This is a genomic window from Paraburkholderia saeva, from assembly GCF_907164555.1.
GTDB lineage: Bacteria > Pseudomonadota > Gammaproteobacteria > Burkholderiales > Burkholderiaceae > Paraburkholderia > Paraburkholderia saeva.
In genome coordinates, this window is sequence record NZ_CAJQZC010000011.1 from 84,774 (window position 1) to 105,425 (window position 20,652).

21 protein-coding genes and 1 riboswitch are annotated in these 20,652 nt (G+C 64.6%); of the genes, 4 read left to right on the forward strand and 17 right to left on the reverse strand.

Going from position 1 to position 20,652, the window contains the following annotated elements; genetic code table 11:
* Positions 1-44 precede the first annotated feature (44 nt).
* The 17 genes from hisC to LPA36_RS24645 all read right to left on the reverse strand — a co-directional run bounded on the left by hisC (position 45) and on the right by LPA36_RS24645 (position 14,685).
* On the reverse strand, positions 45-1,115 hold the full coding sequence (gene hisC, locus LPA36_RS24565) for a histidinol-phosphate transaminase (RefSeq protein WP_228882559.1): 1,071 nt from the start codon (positions 1,113-1,115) through the stop codon (positions 45-47).
* Positions 1,116-1,232: 117 nt separating this feature from the next.
* The gene (gene hisD / locus LPA36_RS24570) at positions 1,233-2,555 is read right to left on the reverse strand and encodes a histidinol dehydrogenase (protein WP_228882560.1); all 1,323 of its coding nucleotides are present in this window, start codon (positions 2,553-2,555) and stop codon (positions 1,233-1,235) included.
* Between the two features lie 123 nt (positions 2,556-2,678).
* A complete protein-coding gene (gene hisG / locus LPA36_RS24575) occupies positions 2,679-3,377 on the reverse strand; it encodes an ATP phosphoribosyltransferase (RefSeq protein ID WP_228882562.1) in 699 nt (232 codons plus the stop codon).
* Entirely contained in the window at positions 3,374-4,636 is a 1,263-nt protein-coding gene (gene murA / locus LPA36_RS24580; RefSeq protein ID WP_228882564.1) for a UDP-N-acetylglucosamine 1-carboxyvinyltransferase, read from the reverse strand. Before murA ends, hisG begins: the two co-directional genes overlap by 4 nt.
* A gap of 111 nt (positions 4,637-4,747) precedes the next feature.
* Positions 4,748-4,987, reverse strand: a complete 240-nt coding sequence (locus LPA36_RS24585; RefSeq protein WP_228882566.1) for a BolA family protein — start codon at positions 4,985-4,987, stop codon at positions 4,748-4,750.
* Between the two features lie 13 nt (positions 4,988-5,000).
* Positions 5,001-5,765 (reverse strand): ABC transporter permease, encoded by a 765-nt coding sequence (locus tag LPA36_RS24590; RefSeq protein WP_228882568.1) that lies wholly within the window; start codon positions 5,763-5,765, stop codon positions 5,001-5,003.
* Entirely contained in the window at positions 5,762-6,688 is a 927-nt protein-coding gene (locus LPA36_RS24595; protein WP_228882569.1) for an ABC transporter ATP-binding protein, read from the reverse strand. The genes LPA36_RS24590 and LPA36_RS24595 overlap by 4 nt, the downstream gene beginning before the upstream one ends.
* Before the next feature lie 158 nt (positions 6,689-6,846).
* Positions 6,847-7,167: an STAS domain-containing protein gene (locus tag LPA36_RS24600; RefSeq protein ID WP_228882699.1), complete on the reverse strand. Its 321-nt coding sequence runs from the start codon at positions 7,165-7,167 to the stop codon at positions 6,847-6,849.
* A gap of 8 nt (positions 7,168-7,175) precedes the next feature.
* Entirely contained in the window at positions 7,176-7,805 is a 630-nt protein-coding gene (locus LPA36_RS24605; protein ID WP_228882571.1) for an MlaC/ttg2D family ABC transporter substrate-binding protein, read from the reverse strand.
* Positions 7,806-7,937: 132 nt separating this feature from the next.
* Positions 7,938-8,945 carry an MlaA family lipoprotein gene (locus tag LPA36_RS24610; RefSeq protein WP_228882573.1) on the reverse strand — a complete coding sequence of 336 codons (1,008 nt, stop codon included), beginning with the start codon at positions 8,943-8,945 and terminating at the stop codon, positions 7,938-7,940.
* A gap of 11 nt (positions 8,946-8,956) precedes the next feature.
* Positions 8,957-9,535, reverse strand: a complete 579-nt coding sequence (gene mlaD / locus LPA36_RS24615) for an outer membrane lipid asymmetry maintenance protein MlaD (protein ID WP_228882575.1) — start codon at positions 9,533-9,535, stop codon at positions 8,957-8,959.
* 88 nt (positions 9,536-9,623) lie between these two features.
* Positions 9,624-10,391 (reverse strand): lipid asymmetry maintenance ABC transporter permease subunit MlaE, encoded by a 768-nt coding sequence (gene mlaE, locus LPA36_RS24620; RefSeq protein ID WP_228882578.1) that lies wholly within the window; start codon positions 10,389-10,391, stop codon positions 9,624-9,626.
* On the reverse strand, positions 10,388-11,209 hold the full coding sequence (locus tag LPA36_RS24625) for an ABC transporter ATP-binding protein (protein ID WP_228882581.1): 822 nt from the start codon (positions 11,207-11,209) through the stop codon (positions 10,388-10,390). Before LPA36_RS24625 ends, mlaE begins: the two co-directional genes overlap by 4 nt.
* Before the next feature lie 102 nt (positions 11,210-11,311).
* Positions 11,312-12,409 (reverse strand): thiamine phosphate synthase, encoded by a 1,098-nt coding sequence (locus LPA36_RS24630; RefSeq protein ID WP_228882583.1) that lies wholly within the window; start codon positions 12,407-12,409, stop codon positions 11,312-11,314.
* Positions 12,406-13,233, reverse strand: a complete 828-nt coding sequence (locus LPA36_RS24635; RefSeq protein ID WP_228882585.1) for a thiazole synthase — start codon at positions 13,231-13,233, stop codon at positions 12,406-12,408. Before LPA36_RS24635 ends, LPA36_RS24630 begins: the two co-directional genes overlap by 4 nt.
* An 85-nt stretch (positions 13,234-13,318) precedes the next feature.
* The gene (thiS, locus tag LPA36_RS24640; protein WP_228882586.1) at positions 13,319-13,516 is read right to left on the reverse strand and encodes a sulfur carrier protein ThiS; all 198 of its coding nucleotides are present in this window, start codon (positions 13,514-13,516) and stop codon (positions 13,319-13,321) included.
* Between the two features lie 35 nt (positions 13,517-13,551).
* Complete coding sequence (locus LPA36_RS24645) at positions 13,552-14,685, reverse strand: FAD-dependent oxidoreductase (RefSeq protein WP_228882589.1); 1,134 nt, start codon at positions 14,683-14,685, stop codon at positions 13,552-13,554.
* A gap of 199 nt (positions 14,686-14,884) precedes the next feature.
* Positions 14,885-15,009: riboswitch (TPP riboswitch) on the reverse strand.
* Positions 15,010-15,309: 300 nt separating this feature from the next.
* Between LPA36_RS24645 and LPA36_RS24650 the strand changes: the two genes are divergently transcribed.
* The 4 genes from LPA36_RS24650 to LPA36_RS24665 all read left to right on the forward strand — a co-directional run bounded on the left by LPA36_RS24650 (position 15,310) and on the right by LPA36_RS24665 (position 20,638).
* Positions 15,310-17,049: an ABC transporter ATP-binding protein/permease gene (locus LPA36_RS24650; protein WP_228882591.1), complete on the forward strand. Its 1,740-nt coding sequence runs from the start codon at positions 15,310-15,312 to the stop codon at positions 17,047-17,049.
* A complete protein-coding gene (locus tag LPA36_RS24655) occupies positions 17,046-17,819 on the forward strand; it encodes an SDR family NAD(P)-dependent oxidoreductase (RefSeq protein WP_228882594.1) in 774 nt (257 codons plus the stop codon). The genes LPA36_RS24650 and LPA36_RS24655 overlap by 4 nt, the downstream gene beginning before the upstream one ends.
* A 268-nt stretch (positions 17,820-18,087) precedes the next feature.
* Entirely contained in the window at positions 18,088-19,356 is a 1,269-nt protein-coding gene (locus LPA36_RS24660; RefSeq protein ID WP_228882596.1) for an MFS transporter, read from the forward strand.
* Positions 19,357-19,372: 16 nt separating this feature from the next.
* Positions 19,373-20,638, forward strand: a complete 1,266-nt coding sequence (locus LPA36_RS24665) for a D-amino acid dehydrogenase (RefSeq protein ID WP_228882598.1) — start codon at positions 19,373-19,375, stop codon at positions 20,636-20,638.
* The last annotated feature ends 14 nt before the right edge of the window (positions 20,639-20,652 follow it).

Below are 20,652 nucleotides of genomic sequence, written 5' to 3' on the forward strand. Positions count from 1 at the left end.
CTAGAAAAATGGATGCTGAAAATGCGTGCGCTGGACGCTGGCGGTCAATGCAGCACGAGCTTCAATGCGGCGAGCAACTGCGCGTTTTCTTCGGCCGATCCGACCGTCAAACGCACACAATTGGCCAGCAATGGGTGCATTTTACTCACGTTTTTGATCAATACCCGCGCCGTCAGCAGCGTCTCGAACAGGATTGACGCGTCCGGGACACGCACCAGCAGGAAATTGCCGGCGCTCGGGAACACCTCGGCGCCCGGCAGCGCGGCTACGGCTTCGGCCAGTTTCGTGCGCTGCGCGCGCAGTTCGGCGGCCTGTGAATCGAGCACGTCGATGTGGTCCAGCAGAAAGCTCGCGGCCGCCTGCGTCAGCACATTCACGTTGTACGGCGGGCGCACCTTGTCGATTTCGTTCAGCCACGTGGAGCGGCCGGCCAGATAACCGAGCCGGATACCGGCGAGGCCGAGCTTCGACACCGTCCGCATGACGACGACGTTGTCGAACTGGTCGGCGCGCGGCAGCCAGCTTTGCTGCGCGAACGGCTGATACGCCTCGTCGATCACCACGAGGCTTTTGTTCGCCGCCGCGATGATGCGCTCCATGTCGGCGTCGTCGTAGAGCGTCCCGGTCGGGTTGTTCGGGTAGGCCAGATAGACGATGGCCGGCTGATGTTCGGCGATTGCGGCAATCATCGCGTCGGCATCGAGCGTCATATCGGGTTTCAGCGGCACGCCCACGAACTCAAGATGTGCCAGCTTCGCCGACATCTGGTACATGACGAATCCCGGCACCGGCGCGAGCACTTTCGCGCCCGGCTTCGCGCACGCCATCGAGATCATGCTGATGATCTCGTCCGAGCCATTGCCGAGCAGCACGTCGCACGCAGCGGGCGCGCCCATCGCGCGCTTGATCTTTTCGATCAGCGCTTCCGGACGCGGCGCCGGGTAACGGTTCAGCGCGACGCCAGCCAGGTGTTCACCGAGGTGCGCGGCCAGCACGGGCGGCAGCGAAAACGGGTTTTCCATCGCGTCCAGCTTGATGAAGCCGGTGGCGTCGGGCACGGGATAGCTCGTCATCGCGAGCACGTCGCGGCGAATGATGTCTTGTGGTGTCGTCATGGTGGGGTGGGCTGGCGCACGGCGCGCCAGCCGTACACGGGCGGCATGCGCCGCCCTGGTTGGCCAGTATTCTTCTTGTGGTACCCGCGTGGGTTGCGTTGCTACGCGGTGGTGCGCTCAGCCGTTATGTCTCATCCGGTACTCGGCACTACGCGCATGGGCTGGAAGGCCCTCGCCGTATGCCAGTTCCGCCGCGATCTCGCCCAAGGTCTGCGCGCCTTCCGCACTGACCTCGATCACGCTCGACCGCTTGAAGAAATCATAGACGCCGAGCGGCGACGAGAACCGTGCGGTACGAGACGTAGGGAGCACGTGATTCGGCCCCGCGCAGTAGTCGCCGAGGCTTTCGCTCGTGTAGCGGCCAAGGAAGATCGCGCCAGCGTGACGGATCAGCTTGCCCCATTGATGCGGCTCGAGCGCGGAGATTTCCAGATGCTCCGGTGCAATGTCGTTCGCGATCGCGCAGGCTTCGGCCATGTCGCGCACCTTGATCAGCGCGCCGCGGCCTTCGAGCGATGCGCGGATCACGTCCTGACGCGGCATGGTGGGCAGCAGTTCGTCGATCGCTTCCTTCACGCGCGCGATGAACGCGTCGTCCGGACACAGCAGGATCGACTGTGCGAGTTCGTCGTGTTCGGCCTGCGAGAACAGGTCCATTGCGACCCAGCGCGGGTCGGTGGTGCCGTCGCACAGCACGAGGATTTCCGACGGGCCGGCGATCATGTCGATGCCGACCGTGCCGAACACGCGACGCTTCGCCGAAGCGACATAGGCGTTGCCCGGGCCGCAGATCTTGTCGACGGGCGGCACGGTTTGCGTGCCGTACGCCAGCGCGGCCACGGCCTGCGCGCCGCCGATCGTAAACACACGATCGACGCCACCCAAAAGCGCTGCCGCCAGCACGAGCGGGTTCTTCACGCCGTCCGGCGTAGGCACGACCATGACGATCTCGCGCACGCCGGCGACGCGCGCCGGAATCGCGTTCATCAGCACCGACGACGGATACGCCGCCTTGCCGCCCGGCACATAGATGCCCGCGCGGTCGAGCGGCGTGACCTTCTGTCCTAGCACGGTGCCGTCGGCTTCCGTGTACTGCCAGCTATGACTGCCGCATTCGATTTTCTGCTTCTCGTGATACCCGCGCACCCGTGCGGCGGCCGCTTCGAGCGCCGCGCGGCGCTTCGGCTCCAGACCTTCGAGTGCGGCTTCAAGTTCCGACATCGGCAGTTCCAGCGCGGCGACGCTCTTCGCGTCGAGCCGGTCGAAGCGGTTCGTGTAGTCGAGCACGGCGGCATCGCCGCGCGACTTCACGTCGGCCAGAATCTGCGCGACCGAGCGCTCGATCACTTCGTCCTCGCTCGCCTCGAACGCGAGCACCGCGTGCAGCGCCTTGCGAAAATCGGCGGCGCTGGAATCGAGTTTGCGAATCTTGATAGACATACGGGTATCCGTTTCGGTAAAGCGCGTGTACTGCTCGTGCGGGTTCTTCAGATGCTGCGCGGTGTTGCTCGTTAAGTCATGTGTTGCGTGATGCGATATATCGTCTGCGGTTGAACGCCTGCGTCACGCGGCCGCGTGATGACTGCGCGACGCGCGTTCGAACGCATCGAGAATCGGACGTAGTGCCGCGCGCTTGAGCTTCAGCGCCGCCTGATTCACGACCAGGCGCGACGAGATCTGCATGATCTCCTCGACTTCAACCAGGTTGTTCGCGCGCAGCGTGCCGCCCGAACTCACCAGATCGACGATCGCATCGGCGAGACCGACGAGCGGCGCCAGTTCCATCGATCCATACAGCTTGATCAGGTCGACGTGCACGCCCTTCGCTGCAAAATGCTCGCGCGCCGTTTCGACGTACTTCGTGGCCACGCGCAGACGCGCGCCCTGGCGCACGGCGCTCGCGTAATCGAAGCCGCCCTTCACCGCCACCGACATCCGGCAACGCGCGATATCCAGATCGATCGGCTGGTACAGGCCGCTGCCGCCGTGTTCGAGCAGCACGTCCTTGCCGGCCACGCCGAAATCGGCGGCGCCGTATTCGACGTACGTCGGCACGTCGGTGGCGCGCACGATGATGACGCGCACGTTCGGATCGTTCGTCGGCAGGATCAGCTTGCGGGACGTTTCAGGATCTTCGGTGACCTCGATGCCGGCCGCGGCAAGCAACGGCACGGTTTCTTCGAAGATACGCCCTTTCGACAGCGCGAGCGTCAGCGGCGCGTTCACCGCCGGCGACGAAGACGTCTGGGGCACGGAACTCATGCCTGGCTCCCGTGGATACGGCTCACCTTCGCGCCGACGGCCGTCAGCTTGGTTTCCATCCGGTCGTAGCCGCGATCCAGGTGATAGATGCGGTCGATCAGCGTTTCGCCATCGGCGCACAGGCCCGCGATCACGAGACTCGCCGACGCGCGCAGATCGGTCGCCATCACCTTCGCGCCCGACAGCTGGTCGACCCCGTTCACGAGCGCCGTGTTGCCGTCGATCGTGATGTTCGCGCCGAGACGGTTCAGTTCCTGCACGTGCATGAAGCGGTTCTCGAAGATCGTTTCGACAACCTGCGACGTGCCGTTCGCAATCGTGTTGAGCGCCATGAACTGCGCCTGCATGTCGGTCGGGAACGCCGGATACTCCGACGTGCGCACGCCCACGGCATTTGGACGCTGGCTCATCTTCACGCGCATCCAGTCGTCGCCTTCCTCGATCGTGACGCCGGCTTCGCGCAGCTTTTCCGTCACGGCTTCGAGAATCAGCGGACGCACGTGGCGCAGCACCACATCGCCGCCCGCCGCCGCGACCGCGCACAGGAACGTGCCCGCCTCGATACGATCCGGAATGACCGTGTGCTTCGCGCCGTGCAGCTTCTCGACGCCCTGGATGACCAGACGATCCGTGCCGATGCCTTCGATCTGCGCGCCCATCGCGACGAGCAGTTGCGCCAGATCGCCCACTTCCGGCTCGCGCGCCGCGTTCTCGATCACTGTTTCGCCTTCGGCGAGCACGGCGGCCATCAGCAGGTTTTCCGTGCCGGTGACGGTGATCATGTCCGTGACGATGCGCGCGCCCTTCAGACGCTTCGCGCGCGCTTCGATAAAGCCGTGTTCGATGTTGATCTCGGCGCCCATCGCCTGCAGGCCCTTGATGTGCTGGTCGACCGGACGCGCGCCGATGGCGCAGCCGCCCGGCAGCGACACCTTTGCTTCGCCGAAACGCGCGAGGAGCGGCCCGAGCACGAGAATCGACGCACGCATCGTCTTCACGAGTTCATACGGCGCGACGAGGTTATTCACATTCGATGCGTCGAGCGCGACACGGCCGCCGCTTTCTTCGGTGCGCATGCCCATCTGGCGCAACAGCTTCAGCATCGTGCGCACGTCCTGCAGGTCGGGCACGTTGTCGAGATGAACCGGATCGGCGCTCAGCAAGCCTGCGCACAGGATCGGCAATGCCGCGTTCTTTGCACCGGAGACAACGATCTCACCCGCGAGCCGCTGGCCCCCAACGATAACGAGTTTGTCCATGCCTGTCTGTTCCTGATCTGCCCGGACCTGTGCCGGAGCTGCCTGGTTGATGATGGCGGCGCCGCTACCGGCGCCGCGTGTTTCTTGAGTAATTCGCACTGACTTTCCAGATTACGCGTTTTGCCATTCGGCGGGCGTCAGCGTCTTCATGCTGAGCGCGTGAATTTCCTGTTTCATGCGGTCGCCGAGCGCCGCATAAACGAGTTGATGGCGCTGGATCAAACGCTTGCCTTCGAAGCTCGGCGATACGATCGTCGCAAAGAAATGCTGACCGTCGCCTTCGACTTCGAGATGCTCGCATGCGAGCCCATTGGCGATGTAGTTCTTGACCTGTTCGGGAGTCGGCAACATGGAATGCTCCTCGTCAGTGGCGCAGCTTGTAGCCGGTTGCGAGCATGCGCAACGCCAGCACAGCCAGCACCACAAAGAAACCGCTGACAATCGCGAGGCTCACGAGCGGATTGATATCCGACATCCCGAAGAAACCGTAGCGAAAGCCGTCGATCATGTAGAAAAAAGGATTCAGCCGCGATACTTCGCGCCATACCGGCGGCAGCGTGTGCGTCGAGTAGAACACGCCCGAGAGGAACGTGAGCGGCGTGATCAGGAAGTTCTGGAACGTCGCGAGCTGGTCGAACTTCTCGGCCCAGATACCGGCGATCAGGCCAAGCGTCGCGAGAATCGCCGCGCCGAGCAGCGCAAACGCGACGATGTAGAACGGCGCCACGAAGCTGACCGGAATGAAGCACACGGTCACGACAAACACGCCGAAGCCGACCGCGAGGCCACGCACGAGCGCCGCCAGCACGTAGGCGCCGAACATCTCGCCATGCGAGAGCGGCGGCAGCAGCACGAACACGAGATTGCCGGTGATCTTCGACTGGATCAGCGAGGAAGAGCTGTTCGCGAACGCGTTCTGCAGCACACTCATCATCACGAGACCGGGAATCAGAAAGCTCGTGTAGCCGACGCCCGGATACACCTGAACGTGATCGCGCAGCGCGTGGCCGAAGATCGTCAGATACAGCAGCGCGGTCACGACCGGCGCGAGCACGGTTTGAAACGCGACCTTCCAGAACCGCAGGATTTCCTTGTAGAACAGCGTACTGAATCCGCTATAGCCGCTCATGCCAGCCCCTCGATCACTTCCGGACCGTTCATCACCTGAACAAATACGTCTTCGAGATCCGCCTTGCGGACCTCGATTTCTTCGAATGTGCAGCCTGCCGCGCGGCACTGCGCGAGAATCTTCTCGACGTCGTCATAGCTCGCGAGGCGCAGCAGATGCTGGCGACCGTGCACGTTGCCCGGATCGACTTCGAGCGGCCACAGGTCGGCCGGCAACGCGCCTGTAGCAAATCGCACGTAAAGCTGCAGGCCGGCGAAGCGCTGCAGCAGCGTGCTCGTGCGTTCGAGCGCGACGACTTCACCGCGACGCAGCATCGCGATGCGATCGCACAGCGATTCGGCTTCTTCCAGATAGTGCGTGGTCAGCACGATCGTGTGGCCTTCGCGATTCAGACGCGAGATGAACTTCCACAGTGTCTGGCGCAGTTCGACGTCGACCCCGGCGGTCGGCTCGTCGAGCACGATCACGGGCGGACGGTGCACGAGCGCCTGCGCAACGAGGACGCGCCGCTTCATGCCGCCCGACAGCGCACGCATGTTGGCGTCGGCTTTTTCGGTGAGGTCGAGGTTGGCCATCACTTCGTCGATCCACGCGTCGTTATTGCGCAGGCCGTAGTAGCCGGACTGGATGCGCAGCGTCTCGCGCACGGTGAAGAACGGATCGAACACGAGTTCCTGCGGCACGACGCCGAGCGCGCGGCGCGCTTCGCGGAAATCGTCGACCACGTCATGGCCGCGCACCGCGATGTTGCCTTCGTCGGCACGCGCGAGGCCCGCGAGGATGCTGATAAGCGTTGTCTTGCCCGCGCCGTTCGGACCGAGCAGTCCGAAAAACTCACCTTCTTCGACTGTGAAATTGACGCCCTTGAGCGCCTGCAGATCCTTGTAGCGTTTCTTGACGTTACGAATTTCTATGGCTGGCATGACTGTGCGCCGCTTTGGCAACGGCGCCGTATGGGTGCTAGGGATGCGGGGAAATGCGGGAATTGGGGCCGGTTGCAAGCCCCAAAAAACGTTTGATTATAGGGCAAAGTGTGACCGGCCAACCTGGCCCCGCAGAAGCGGGGGCGACGCGTTGAGCGTCAATGTCGCGCGGACAGGAGGGTATCGACGCCGTACGCTTGCGCGAGACTGGCGAGACCAGCCGGCAGATTGATGATGTCGAGCGAGGTACCACGGGCGCTCGCCGCACGCTGCCATGCGAGCAGCACGGCAAGCGCGGATGAGTCGAACTGGGCGAGCGGCGCGCAGTCGACGCTGGTCGCGCCGCCTGCGATGCGGGCGAGACCCGCCGCGAGCGCGGCTTTCGCGCTGGCGTGGGTCAGCGTCGTGCCGGTTTCGAAGCGGCTCGCCGAAAGGCCCGCCGTCGGGCCCGTAGCAGCAGCGCTCGCCGAGCGGTTCACGACGTCGCTCACGACGCCTTGCCCGCGGCCAGTTGCTGGTTACGCTGCGTGAGGAACTGGATCAGTCCGTCCACGCCCTTCTGCTGGATCTGCTCGTTGAACTGCTGCTGGTACGCCTGGATCAGCCACGCGCCAAGCACATTGATGTCATAGACACGCCAGCCCTGCGGCGTCTTGTAGAGACGATAGTCGAGTTCGATCGGCTGGCCGTTGTTCATCACCACCGAGCGCACCACGACGTCGGTATCGTCAGGATTGGCGCGGAACGGCTTGTACTGGATCTGCTGGTCCTTCACCTGGGCCAGCGCACCCGAATACGTGCGGATCAGCAGCATCTTGAACTGCTCGACGATCTGCGTTTGCTGCTCGGGCGTCGCCGTGCGCCAGTTGCGGCCCATCGCAAGTTGCGTCGTGCGGCGGAAATCCGTGTATGGCAGGATTTTTTCGTTGACGAGCTTCGTGATGTGGCCGATGTCGCCGGCCTGGATCGACTTGTCGCTGCGCACGGCGTCCATCACCTGGTCGGTGGCGGTCTTGATCATGCCGTCGGGCGAGCTGGTATCGACAGTTTGCGCAAACCCGCCCGTACTGAACGAAAAGAATGCAGCAAACAACGGAATCAGAAAGAATTTTTTCATTTCAAGCCCTGCGTTAAAAATTACGGCAACCTTTTGAGCTGACGATAGCACGCGAGTTCATCCGCAATCCATCGTGAAACTGCGAGAGTCGTTTCCAGGTGTTACGGAGCCCGACTCCCACAACACAACAACTCAGCGCAGCCGGAACGACGGGAAATTCAGCTTTGGCGGCACGATCTGCCCAGCCGGCACCTGGGTTTCCGGACCACCCGGGCCCTGATTTTCGCCTTCCGCGCCCGATGCGGGCACGGAAGGCGCTGCGCTCGGCGCAAGGCCATTGAGCGCCGCGCCGCCGGAAGCAGCCGGCACACCCGAAGGCGTCGCGCCGCTCGCCGGCGCGGGCGTGGCCGCAGCACCGGCTGCCGGCCCCGTCGCGCTACCTTCATCGACATCCTCGTACTTCGGCAACGGCGCACTGTCGCCATAATCCGGCACACCGGCACCCGCCGCCGCGGACGAGTCATCCGAAATCAGATAGCGGCGACGTTGCAGGTACGCGTTACGCACGAACGAATACTTGTCGAGCGCGGCGCCCTCGAGCACGTCGCTCGCGCCGAGCAGATTGGCGCGCGTGCTGACAATGTTCAGACCGTACAGCGCCCAGCTCAGGCCATCCGGATGAATGTACGAGAGCGGATTCACATAATAGTTACCCACCGAGCCGACCGCATCGCGCACCGTGCTCGGGCCAAACAGCGGCAGCACCAGATACGGACCCGGCGGCACGCCGTAATGCCCCATCGTAAGCCCGAGATCCTGATTGTGCTTCGGCAGCTTCGCGAGCGTCGCCACGTCGAACAGGCCGCCCACGCCGAAGGTCGTGTTGATCACGATCCGCATGATGTCCTCGACACCATCCGTGATCTTCAGCTGCAGCAGGTTGTTCGCTGCGGTGTACACATCGCCGATATTCGAGAAGAAGTTGGTGATGCTGTCACGCAGCGGCTGCGGCGTGATGTACACATAGCCCTGCGCAACCGGTTTCAGCGCGTACTGGTCGACCTTGTCGTTGAATGTGAAGATCGTCCGGTTGAAGCCTTCCAGCGGGTCTTCCTTTGTGGGCGTCTGGACGGTTGCACATCCCGTCAGCGTCGCCGCCGTCAGCGCAAGCGTGAGCGTGCGAGCGCGCATGGTCTTCATTTTTATTCTCCTTATTGGCCTGCCGCGCCGGAGGCGGGCGATGCCGGCACCGGTGACGCAACAGCCGGGGCGGCCGGCATCGCCGGTGACGGCGCCGCAGCCGCGCCGGCGGACGAGCCCGCCTTCGACGCGCCGGAGTCCGCCGCCTTGCTATACAGGAACTGTCCGATCAGGTTTTCCAGCACGATCGCCGACTGCGTCATCGCGATCGTGTCGCCGGCCTTCAGCATTTCGCTGTCGCCGCCCGGCTCCAGCCCGATGTACTGCTCGCCGAGCAGGCCCGACGTCAGGATCTTGGCGGAGGTGTCTTTCGGAAACGGGTATTGACGGTCGATATCGATCGTAACGACAGCCTGATAGGCGTTGCTGTCAAAACCGATCGACTCGACACGGCCGACGGTCACGCCCGCGCTCTTCACCGGCGCACGCGGCTTCAATCCGCCGATGTTGTCGAACTTGAGCTTGACCGGGTAAGTCGCCTGAAACGAAAACGAGCTCATGTTGCCAGCCTTCAGCGCGAGGAACAGCAACGCCACGAAACCCAGCACCACGAACAGGCCAACCCAGAAGTCGAGAGCAGTTTTTTTCATCGTCATCCCAAAGAGAATCCGCCGCCGCGCGACGCGTCCGCGCGGCACGCCGAATGCGCGCCGCCCCGCGGATGCATCCCGTGCGGTCTTAGCTGAACATCAGTGCAGTCAGCAGGAAATCGAGGCCGAGAACGGCGAGCGACCCGTACACGACAGTTTTTGTCGTCGCGCGGGAAACGCCTTCCGGCGTGGGCTGTGCTTCAAAGCCCTGGAACAGCGCGATGAACGTCACCGCGAAACCGAACACGATACTCTTGATCACGCCATTACCGACATCACGCCACGCATCCACGCCAGCCTGCATCTGCGACCAGAACGCCCCGGCATCGACGCCGATCATCAGCACACCCACCACATAGCCGCCGATCACGCCGACCGCGCTGAAAATCGCGGCCAGCACCGGCATTGCGATGATCCCGGCCCACAGGCGCGGCGCAATGACGACCTTGAGCGGATCGACCGCCATCATTTCCATCGCGGTCAGCTGCTCGCCCGCTTTCATGAGCCCGATCTCCGCGGTCAGCGACGTGCCCGCGCGCCCGGCGAACAGCAATGCGCTCACCACCGGCCCGAGTTCACGCACGAGCGAAAGCGCGACGAGGAGCCCCAGCGCCTGCTCGGAGCCGTAACGGTTCAGCGTGTAATAGCCCTGCAATCCCAGCACGAAGCCGACGAAGAGCCCCGACACACCGATGATCACCAGCGAATAATTGCCGACGAAGTGAATCTGCTTCGTGACCAGCCGCGGACGGCGCAACAGCGGGAAAAATTCGAGTACGAGACGCAGGAACATGCGCGTCGCGTAACCGGCGGTGCCAAGCCCTGCGATTACCGAGCGCCCAATCGCACTGATCATGGCTGACCTCCGCCGATGCCGAAGTCCGCCGCAAGGGGCGTTGTGCTCGGGTAGTGAAATTTGAACGGGCCATCGGGCGCGCCGTCGATGAACTGGCGCACGGTCGGATCGGTCGACGCGCGCAGCTCCGCAGGTGTGCCTTCGGCATGCACGCCGCCGTTGGCGAGGAAATAGACGTAGTCGGCGATCGCGAACGATTCGGGCACATCGTGCGTGACGAGAATCGACGTGGCGCCGAGCGCGTTGTTCAACGCGCGGATCAGGTTCGCCGTGATGCCGAGCGAGATCGGATCGAGTCCGGCGAACGGCTCGTCGTACATCATCAGTTGCGGATCGAGCGCGATGGCGCGGGCCAGCGCGACGCGACGCGCCATGCCGCCCGAAATCTCCGAAGGCGCGAGGTCACGCGCGCCGCGCAGACCGACGGCGTTGAGCTTCATCAGCACGAGGTCGCGGACCAGTTCTTCGGGCAGATCGGTGTGTTCGCGCAACGCGAAGGCGACGTTCTCGAACACCGACATGTCGGTGAAGAGCGCGCCGAACTGAAACAGCATGCCCATCTTGCGGCGCAGGGCGTACAGGCCGTCGCGCGACTGCGCGCCGATGTCCTGCCCCTGGAACAGCACCTGGCCGCGCGTCGCACGCACGAGGCCGCCGATCAGACGCAGCACCGTGGTCTTGCCGCACCCCGAGCCGCCCATGACTGCAACCACCTGGCCGCGCTGAAAGCGCAGGTTCAGGCCGGACAGGACGAGCCGGTCGCCATAACCGAAGTCGACGTCGCGAAGCTCGAGGAGGGTCTCGGAAGAGGAAGGCACGAAGCTGACAGTCCTTTTACGGGGATACAGAAGGCCGGATTATAGGGCCATCGTGAAAAAGCTGCCGTGACGTGCCCTGTCCCCGATAAGGGTATCCCCCAATTATTGCAGAAAGGCGTGTTGCAGCGCAGAAACAGCCGCAGCCGGGTCCGTGGCGTCCGTGACGGCGCGCACCACCGCGGCGCTGCCCACGCCCGTCGCCACCACGTCAGGCAGCACCTGGCCGTCGATGCCGCCAATCGCCACCAGCGGCACGACGCCATCCAGCAGCTGCACGTAGCGCGCGAGACGCGCGAGTCCTTGCGGCGCGGTCGGCAATGTTTTGGTCGTGGTCGCGAATACCGCGCCGAACGCGAGATAGCTCGGACGGAAATGCAGCGCAACCAGCATCTCGTAGTAGCCGTGCGTCGACAGGCCGACGCGGATGCCCGCAGCGTTCAGTTTTTGAAGGTCGGCAGTGTGGAGGTCTTCCTGACCGAGGTGGACACCGTAAGCGCCCGCGTCGAGCGCGGCCTGCCAGTGATCGTTGATGAATACCTGCGCATCGTGTTCGCGTCCCGCCGCGACGCTGCGCGCGATGTCGCCCGCGAGGCCGGCGTCAGCGGCCTTGTGGCGCAGCTGGACGGTCTTCACGCCGAACCCCAGCACGCGTTCGACCCACTTCGCGTCCGGCAGCACGGCATACAGGCCGAGCCGGTCCGGACAGCGCGGGAATGGCTGCGCCGGCGCCGGCGGCAGACCCGGCACGCGCGGAAAACGCGACAGTTCGACGGGCCACGCATCGGCGCTTGCCGTTTCGTCGCCGTCGCGCCAGGCCATCGCGAGCACCAGCGCGTTGTGCGGCTCGAATCCGCAATCGAGGAACGCGGCGAGCGCGGCGATCCAGTCGTCGGAAAGATGGCCTTCGAGCCGGTAACGCTCGCCGCAAAGGTGCAGCGTGGCCGCGTTGTCGGAGGCTTCGATCACGCCCGCGCCCTGCACCAGCCATTTCGCGACATGTTCGCCGTGATGCTGGAGATCGGCGACGATGATGAGGTCGCCGCCGTTCGGCGCGTCCGGCGCGGTCAGGCAGAGGCGCCACGGCGCGTGCGTGGGCGGCCAGTCGCCCAGACGGGCGCGGATGCGCTCGGCCGCTTCGGTGAGCTCATCGGCTGGCGGCCAGAAGAGGTCCCGTCCCGACAGCGGCAGCGCCTGCGTCATGCGGCGCTCCCGTCCTGATGCCAGAACGGCATGCCGACGACCGGCGTGCTCGCGTGCGCCGTCTCGCGCTCGGCCATCGGGCCCGCGACGTACGCGCTGCGCCCTGCTTCGACGCCGAGCGCGAACGCGCGCGCCATCGCTTCGGGATGCGTCGCCTGCGAAACCGCCGTATTGAGCAGCACGCCGTCGAAGCCCCACTCCATCACCTGGCACGCGTGCGACGGCACGCCGAGCCCGGCATCGACGATCAGCGGCACATCGGGCAGCCGCTCACGCAGCACGCGCAGGCCGTACGGATTTACGACGCCCTTGCCAGTGCCGATCGGCGCGCCCCACGGCATCAACGCTTCGCAGCCGGCGTCGAGCAGTCGACGGCCGATCACGAGATCTTCCGTGCAGTACGGCAGCACCTTGAAGCCGTCCTTGATCAGCTGCGCGGCGGCTTCAATCAGACCGACCGGGTCCGGCTGCAGCGTGTAGTCGTCGCCGATCAGTTCGAGCTTGATCCAGTCGGTTTCGAAGATTTCGCGCGCCATGTGCGCCGTCGTGACCGCCTCGCTGACCGTCTGGCAGCCTGCAGTGTTGGGCAGGAGCGGCACGCCGTGGCGCTTTAGCAGGTCGAAGAAACCGGTTTGGCCGCCGCCTTCATTCATCTGCCGGCGCAGCGCGACGGTCACCATGCCGGGCCTTGCGGCGTCGATCGAATCCGACAGCGACTGCAGCGACGGATAGCGCGACGTGCCGAGCAGCACGCGGCTCGCGAAAGCCTGACCGTAGAGCGTGAGTGCGTCGGCGGGTGCGGGAGCGAGGGAAAGCGAAGTCATGTTGAAGTCCTTGCGTCTGACGGATTGCGCGTGCGTCGGGCGTGTTTCTGGGGGCGCCATGGAGGCTGACCGCCGGGTCGCCCGTTCAGCCGCCTGCTACCGGTTGCACGATGTCAAGCCGGTCGCCCGGCTGCAATGCGCGGGCCGCATGCTGCGTGCGCGCGACGAAATCGCCGTTCAGCGCCACCGCGAAGGGCGGGCGCGCGCCGAAGGCAGACAGCGCGTCGGCAACCGTCGCGCCTTCGGGCAGCGAGAGCGGCTTCTGGTTGATATGTATATCCATGAGTTCAGCTTCAGTCAGTGGCAGCGTGGCGTCGTTCACACCAGCGCCTGCCGGGTATCCAGGTGAAAAAGCTCGGTCCAGCGCGCGTCGCGACGCCAGTCCTCGAAAGCATCGGTATCGGCAATGCGCCCGTCGAGCAGCGCACCGGCGAAGCGCACGGCTTCGTCCGCGACTTCGGGCGCGATCATATAGCCGTGCCGGTACAGGCCGTTCACGCGCAGCATGCTGGCGCCGTCCCACAGGAGCGCCGGGCGGTGATCCGGCAACGTCGGCCGGCATTGGGAATTCAGCTCCAGAATGCGCGCCTCGCCGAACCCCGGATGCACCGAAAATGCCGCGCTCAACAACTCCAGCGCCGAGCGCACGGTCACGGGCGACATGTCCTCGCCTTCGATTTCCGTCGCGCCGATGACGTACAGATCGTTCTCTTTCGGCGCGATGTAAAGCGGGTAACGCGGATGCAGCAATCGAACAGGACGCGCAAGCGCGATGCCCGGCGCGTGAACCCGCGCCACTTCGCCGCGAATGCCGCGCAGCGTCGGCAATGCGGGCTTCGCGCCCAGCCCGCGGCAATCGATCGTCACGCGCGCGGGCGGCAGCGCGTGGTCGTCGACAGGGGTATTCCAGTGCGTTTCGACACCACGTTCAACGAGCCCGGCGGCGAGCGCCGTCAGCACCTGACGGTTGTCGAGCTGGCCTTCGTGCGGTAACAGCCAGCCCTGTGTGAAGCGGCCGGCCAGCGCAGGTTCGGCTTCGCCCACCTGGGCGCCCGACAGCTTCACGAAACCGCCTTCGACGAGCTCCGCAGGCGCGTTCGCCCGCACACGACGCTCGAAGAGCGGCGCTTCGTTACGATCGGAGTGATGCCAGACGACGAGCGTGCCGTTGCGCTGGAAAAACACCGGCTCGGGCAATTCGGACAGCAGGCGCGGCCACGCAGCAAGCGATGCTTCGCCGAGGCGGGTAATCAGCAACTCGGCGCTGGCAGCTTCGGCGAGCGGCGCGAGCATCGCGGCCGCCACCCACGCAGCAGCGCCGGTGCCCGCCGCGTCGCCGCGCTCGTACAGCGCCACGCGATGTCCGGCGCCGGCCAGCCGCCACGCGACGAGGCGTCCGCACAGACCACCGCCGATCACGGCGAAGTCGGGTTCCCGGGCGCGCGCCTTCATTGCCTCGCTCCCGGCGCGCGGCCAGTCATCAAGGCACGAATGAAGCTGAACACGAAACTAATAACTGAAGAATGAGCGGTCATCGAATCCTTTCCGTACGGCAAAAAGCGCACGTACCCAAGGACGAAACCGGCGGGCGAGCCGGCCGGGCGTCACGCACATCCAGTGACGGATGGCGCCCGGCGGGGAGTGGAAGAATTGACAACTTCCGGAAACTTCCCGCGCCGGTATTACCCGGATCGGGTGCGAAGGGTCTCTCTCAGCCTCGCCACAACTCCATGGAAGCCCATGCAGCCCGCACGCGAAGCACCCCTGTTTCGTCAAAAGTCATTAGACCATAAAAGCCGCGGCACCCGCAAACCAGCCGGACGCCCGCAATGGCGGCAAATCCGCAGCAAATCAATACGGTCACGGGCACCGGTCTGGCACAATGGCGCGTCAACGGGGATGCGCGGTGCGTCACCACAGGTCCTGCCTGCAGGGCTTCTGTCAGCCAGCCGCGCCTTCGATCATTTAAGTTCAGGTTAAGCCAGGGTCGGGACAATCCGGCCCCAGAGCGAACGTGCGCGCCTTTCGTCACCGGACGTGCCCGTGCGTAGCGCCATTCCGTTTTAAAGGACGCTTATGACTGAAAAACCGACAGGCTCCGCGGATACCGATATCACCGCGTGGGGGCTCATCAAGCCATACTGGGTGTCCGAGGACCGATGGCGCGCGCGAGGCCTGCTCGCACTCGTGATCGCGATGAACATGACAATGGTTGCGGCCAACGTCTGGTTCAACAGCTGGCAGCGCATCTTCTTCGACGCCATCCAGCAATACAACTACCCCGTCTTCAAGTCGTCGCTGCTGCAGTTCACCGTCATCGCCATGGCGCTGATCCTGCTCGGTTCGTATCGCACGTACTTCCGGCAGATGCTCGAGTTCCGCTGGCGGCAGTGGCTCACCACGAAATATCTGCACGACTGGCTCGGCGACCGCGCGTATTACCGGATCGAGCGCGACCGCCTTGCGGACAACCCCGACCAGCGGGTTTCCGTCGACCTTCAGGCGCTGGCGAGCGCGACGCTGAACCTGTCGCTCGGCCTGCTCTCGACGACCGTCACGCTCTTCTCGTTCATCGTCATCCTGTGGAATCTGTCCGGCGCGCTGGCGTTCCACCTGTTCGGCACCGAGTTCAGTATTCCAGGCTATATGGTCTGGGCCGCGCTGGTCTACGCGGCGATCGGTTCGTACGTCACCCATAAGGTCAACCATCCGCTGGTATCGATCAACTATCAGCAACAGCGCGTGGAAGCAGACTTCCGTTTCTCGCTGATCCGCATCCGTGAAAACGCCGACCAGATTGCCCTCTATCAGGGCGAGCCCGCCGAAGAACAGGCGCTCAAAGGCGTGTTCGGACACATCCGCGACAACTGGCGCCTGATCATGCGCTTCACGCGACGCTTCAACATCGTCGTGATCAGCTATTCGCAGCTGGCGATCGTGTTCCCGTATATCGCCGCCGCGCCGAAGTACTTCTCGAAGAGCATCACGTTCGGCATGTACCAGCAGGTGACGGGCGCGTTCGGCACCGTCAGCGATTCGTTCTCGTGGTTCATCAACAATTACGATTCGCTCGCCGAATGGCGCGCTACCGTGAACCGTCTGCGGGAATTCCATCGCGTGATGGGCGACCAGCATCTGCGCGAATCGGTATCCGGCGGCACTTATCACGGCGGCATTAACGTGCGCATGACCGACACGCGCACGCTCACGATCGACGACCTGCGACTGCAGCATCCGGATGGCACGCCGCTGTCAAACATCGGCTCGTTCGACATCGCACCGAAGTCGCGGTGGCTCGTGCGGGGTCCGTCGGGTTCGGGCAAGAGCACGTTGATGCGTTCGCTCGCCGGCCTCTGGCCGTTCGGCGAAGGCACGATCGACGCCCCCGCCGGCGCGAAGCTGATGTTCGTGCCGCAGCGCGCCTATTTGCCGATCGGCACGTTGAAGGCAGCGCTTGCCTATCCGTCCGACGAGTCCGTGTTCACCGACGAGGCCTGTCGCGAAGTGCTCACGGCGTGCAATCTGCCGGAACTGGCCGACCGTCTCGCGGAAGACGCGCATTGGGAACGCACGCTGTCGCCGGGTGAACAGCAGCGACTTGCGGCCGCGCGCGTGCTGCTGCAAAAACCGGACTACCTGTTCCTCGACGAAGCCACGAGCGCGCTCGACCCGGACAACGAAACGCTGATCTACACCGTGCTCAACGAGCGCCTGCCGGACACAGCGATTGTCAGCGTCGCGCACCGCAAGTCGCTCGAGGCGTTCCACACGCAGACGATCCTCGTCGAGCGCGCGCTGGAGCGGGCCGCGGCGTGAGCACCGCATCGTTCGACCGTGTCGTGCTGATCACCGGTGCCGGGTCCGGCATCGGCGCCGCGCTCGCTCGACGCATCGCCGCGCCACGCGTTGCGTTGATGCTGCATGCGCGTGGTGCGGATGCAGCGTCGCGCGCACGGCTGGACGCGGTCGCCGCCGACTGCACGTCGAACGGTGCGAACTGCGCGACCGTGTATGGCGATCTCATCGAACGCGGTGCCGCGGAACATGCGGTGCACCAGACGCTCGCAACGTTCGGCGCGCTCGATCAACTCGTCGCAAACGCGGGCCACGCACAACGGCAGACGCTCGGCTCGCTCGATGCCGACGCGCTCGCCGCGGCGTTCGCCGCAATGCCCGGCGCGTTCGCTGCGCTCGTCAAACGCGCAACGTCTGCGCTCGAGACGTCGAACCATGGACGCGTCGTTGCCGTGAGTTCGTTCGTCGCGCATCGCTATCGCGCGGACGCGCCGTTCGCCGCGACGGCGGCGGCGAAGGCCGCCGTCGAATCGCTGGCGAGAACGGCAGCAGCCGAACTCGCGCCGCATGGCGTGACCGTCAATTGCGTCGCGCCCGGGTTCACCCGCAAGGAGCGCGGGCCGAGCGCCGACAACGCATCCGCATGGACCCGCGCCACCGAAGCGACACCGCTGGGCCACGTCGCTGAACCCGCGGATATCGCGGCGCTGATCGCGTTTCTGCTGTCGGACGAGGCCAGGCATATCACCGGCCAGGTGATTCACGTCGACGGCGGACTGACGCTTGGCTAGCAACCGCCGCCGCGGCCTCGCCCTGTTGCAATGACCGGTTTGCCCTTCCTGTTGCACCCACAACCTTATTGATCTCCGCTGGTTCGACGCCCGGACGCGCCGTAAAATACGGCCGATCCGCGGTTCGCCCGACGAACTGCGCCCGACAGCACAGCAACCATCTTGCATGGCACCAGAGTCAGCGCTCTGCATGGGACCGGCATAACGCGCCAATGCGGAACGCCGTTCGACAGCTGATGCGCGAACGCTGATCGACAGAGGAGACACAATGCGGTCATTCGACTGGTTCACGGAACTGACGACGCGCGAGCGCCGCACGCTGTACGCCGGCTTCGGCGGTTACGCGGTCGATGCGTTCGATTTCATGATCTACTCGTTCCTGATCCCAACCTTGATCGCGACGTGGGGCATGTCGAAAAGCGAGGCCGGCATGATCGCCACAAGCTCGCTGATTTCCTCGGCGATTGGCGGCTGGCTCGCGGGCATTCTGGCGGACCGTTACGGACGCGTACGCGTGCTGCAATGGACGATCGCCACGTTCGCGGTGTTCACCTGTCTGTCCGGCTTCACGAACTCGTTCTGGCAACTGCTCACCACGCGCACGCTGCAGGGCATCGGCTTTGGCGGCGAATGGTCCGTGGTGACGATCATGATGGCAGAGACGATCCGCTCGCCGCAGCACCGCGCGAAAGCGGTGGGCACCGTGCAGAGCAGCTGGTCGTTCGGCTGGGGCGCTGCGGCAATTCTTTACTGGGCGTTCTTCGCGCTCCTGCCGGAACAGTACGCGTGGCGCGCATGCTTCTGGATCGGGCTGCTGCCGGCGCTGTGGATCTTCTACATCCGCCGCAACGTGAGCGATCCGGACATCTACATCGCGACACGCCGCGCGCGCGACAGCGGCTTCGATACGTCGCATTTCCTGCAGATCTTTTCCGGCCCGCTGCTCAGGACGACGCTGCTCGGCAGCGCGCTGTGCACCGGCATGCTCGGCGGCTACTACGCGATCACGACCTGGCTGCCGACATATCTCAAGACCGTGCGCCATCTCTCGGTGTTCAACACGAGCGGCTATCTGATCGTGCTGATCGTCGGGTCGTTCACCGGGTACATCGTCGGCGCGATTCTCTGCGACAGGATCGGGAGACGCGCGTCGTTTGTGCTGTTCGCTGTCGGCTCGTTCGCGCTCGGCATGGTCTACACGATGCTGCCCATCACCGACACGATGATGCTCGCGCTTGGTTTCCCGCTCGGCATCGTCGTGCAGGGGATTTTTGCGGGCGTCGGCGCCTATCTGTCGGAGCTATACCCGAACGCGATTCGCGGCTCGGGCCAGGGCTTCTGCTATAACCTCGGGCGCGGTCTCGGCTCGTTCTTCCCGATCCTCGTCGGCACGCTTTCGCAGACGATGACACTCGTCAAGGCGATGGGCATCGTCGCCGGTGCGGGCTATCTGCTGGTGATCGTTGCCGCGATCTGTCTGCCGGAGACGAAGGGCAAGTCGCTTGCGACGCCCGCGCCGACTTCGACTGCATCCTGAATTCCGTACTACCGAAATGAAAACGATTGTTCTGGGCGGCGGCGTGATTGGCGTCGCCACTGCGTTTCATCTGCGCGAGCAGGGCTGCGACGTCACGGTCATTGAACGCGAACCGGATGTCGCGCTCGCCACCAGTTTCGGCAATGCCGGCGTGATCGCGCCGGGCTACGTGACGCCGTGGGCCGCGCCCGGCATGCCGGCGAAAATCCTCAAATACCTGTTCAAGACCAACTCGCCGCTGATCTTCCGTCCCACGCTCGATCCTGCGCAGTGGCGCTGGATCGCACGTTGGCTGCATGAATGCGACCTCGCGCGCTTCCGGGTGAACAAACAGCGGATGCAGCGCGTCGCGTACTACAGCCGCGCGTGCCTGCACGAATTCGGCGCGCGCTATCCGTTCGACTACGGTCAGAGTCACGGTTACCTGCAACTCTTTCGCAGCGAGTACGACGTCGAACTCGCGCAGCCGGCGCTGGCCGTGCTGCGCGATGCGGGTATCGTGCATCGCGAGGTCAGCGCGCAGGAATGCGTGCAGATCGAACCTGGGCTGCAATGGGCGCGACAGGCACCGCTATCCGGCCTTTACCTGCCCGCCGACGAAGCCGGCGATTGCGCCCGCTTCACCCGCGAACTGCGCGCCATCTGCGAAAAGAACGGCGTGATGTTCCGTTTCGACACGCATGTGAGGGCGCTCGACGTGCAGGGGGGCGCCGTCACCGGCGTGCAGGTGACGGGCGAACGCGGCGCCGAGGTGCTCGCAGCGGATGCCGTCGTGGTTGCGCTCGGTGTGGAAAGCGCGGAACTGCTCGCGCCGCTCGGCGTAAAAATTCCGCTCTATCCGGTGAAAGGCTATTCGGCGACGCTGCCCGTCACCGACGAACAGAAGGCGCCGCGTGCCGCATTGATGGACGAATCGCTGAAGACGGCCATCACGTGCTTCGGCCCTAACCTGCGCGTGGCGGGCACGGCGGAACTCGGCAACCGTCAGACGACGTTGCGCGAACAGGCGTTGCAGACGCTGATGAAAGTGCTCGACGACTGGTTTCCGCATGCGGCGAATCCGTCTTCGGCGCAATTCTGGGTCGGTCACCGCCCGATGACGCCCGATGGCGCGCCGCTCCTCGGGCCGAGCGGAATCGATCGCCTGTGGGTGAACGTTGGCCACGGATCGACAGGGTGGGCGATGTCGATGGGATCCGGCCGCGTGGCCGCCGATCTCGTGACCGGCCGCACGCCGGAGATCGATCTCGATGGCCTGACGCTAGCGCGATACCGGCGTTAGCCGTCAGCTGGCCT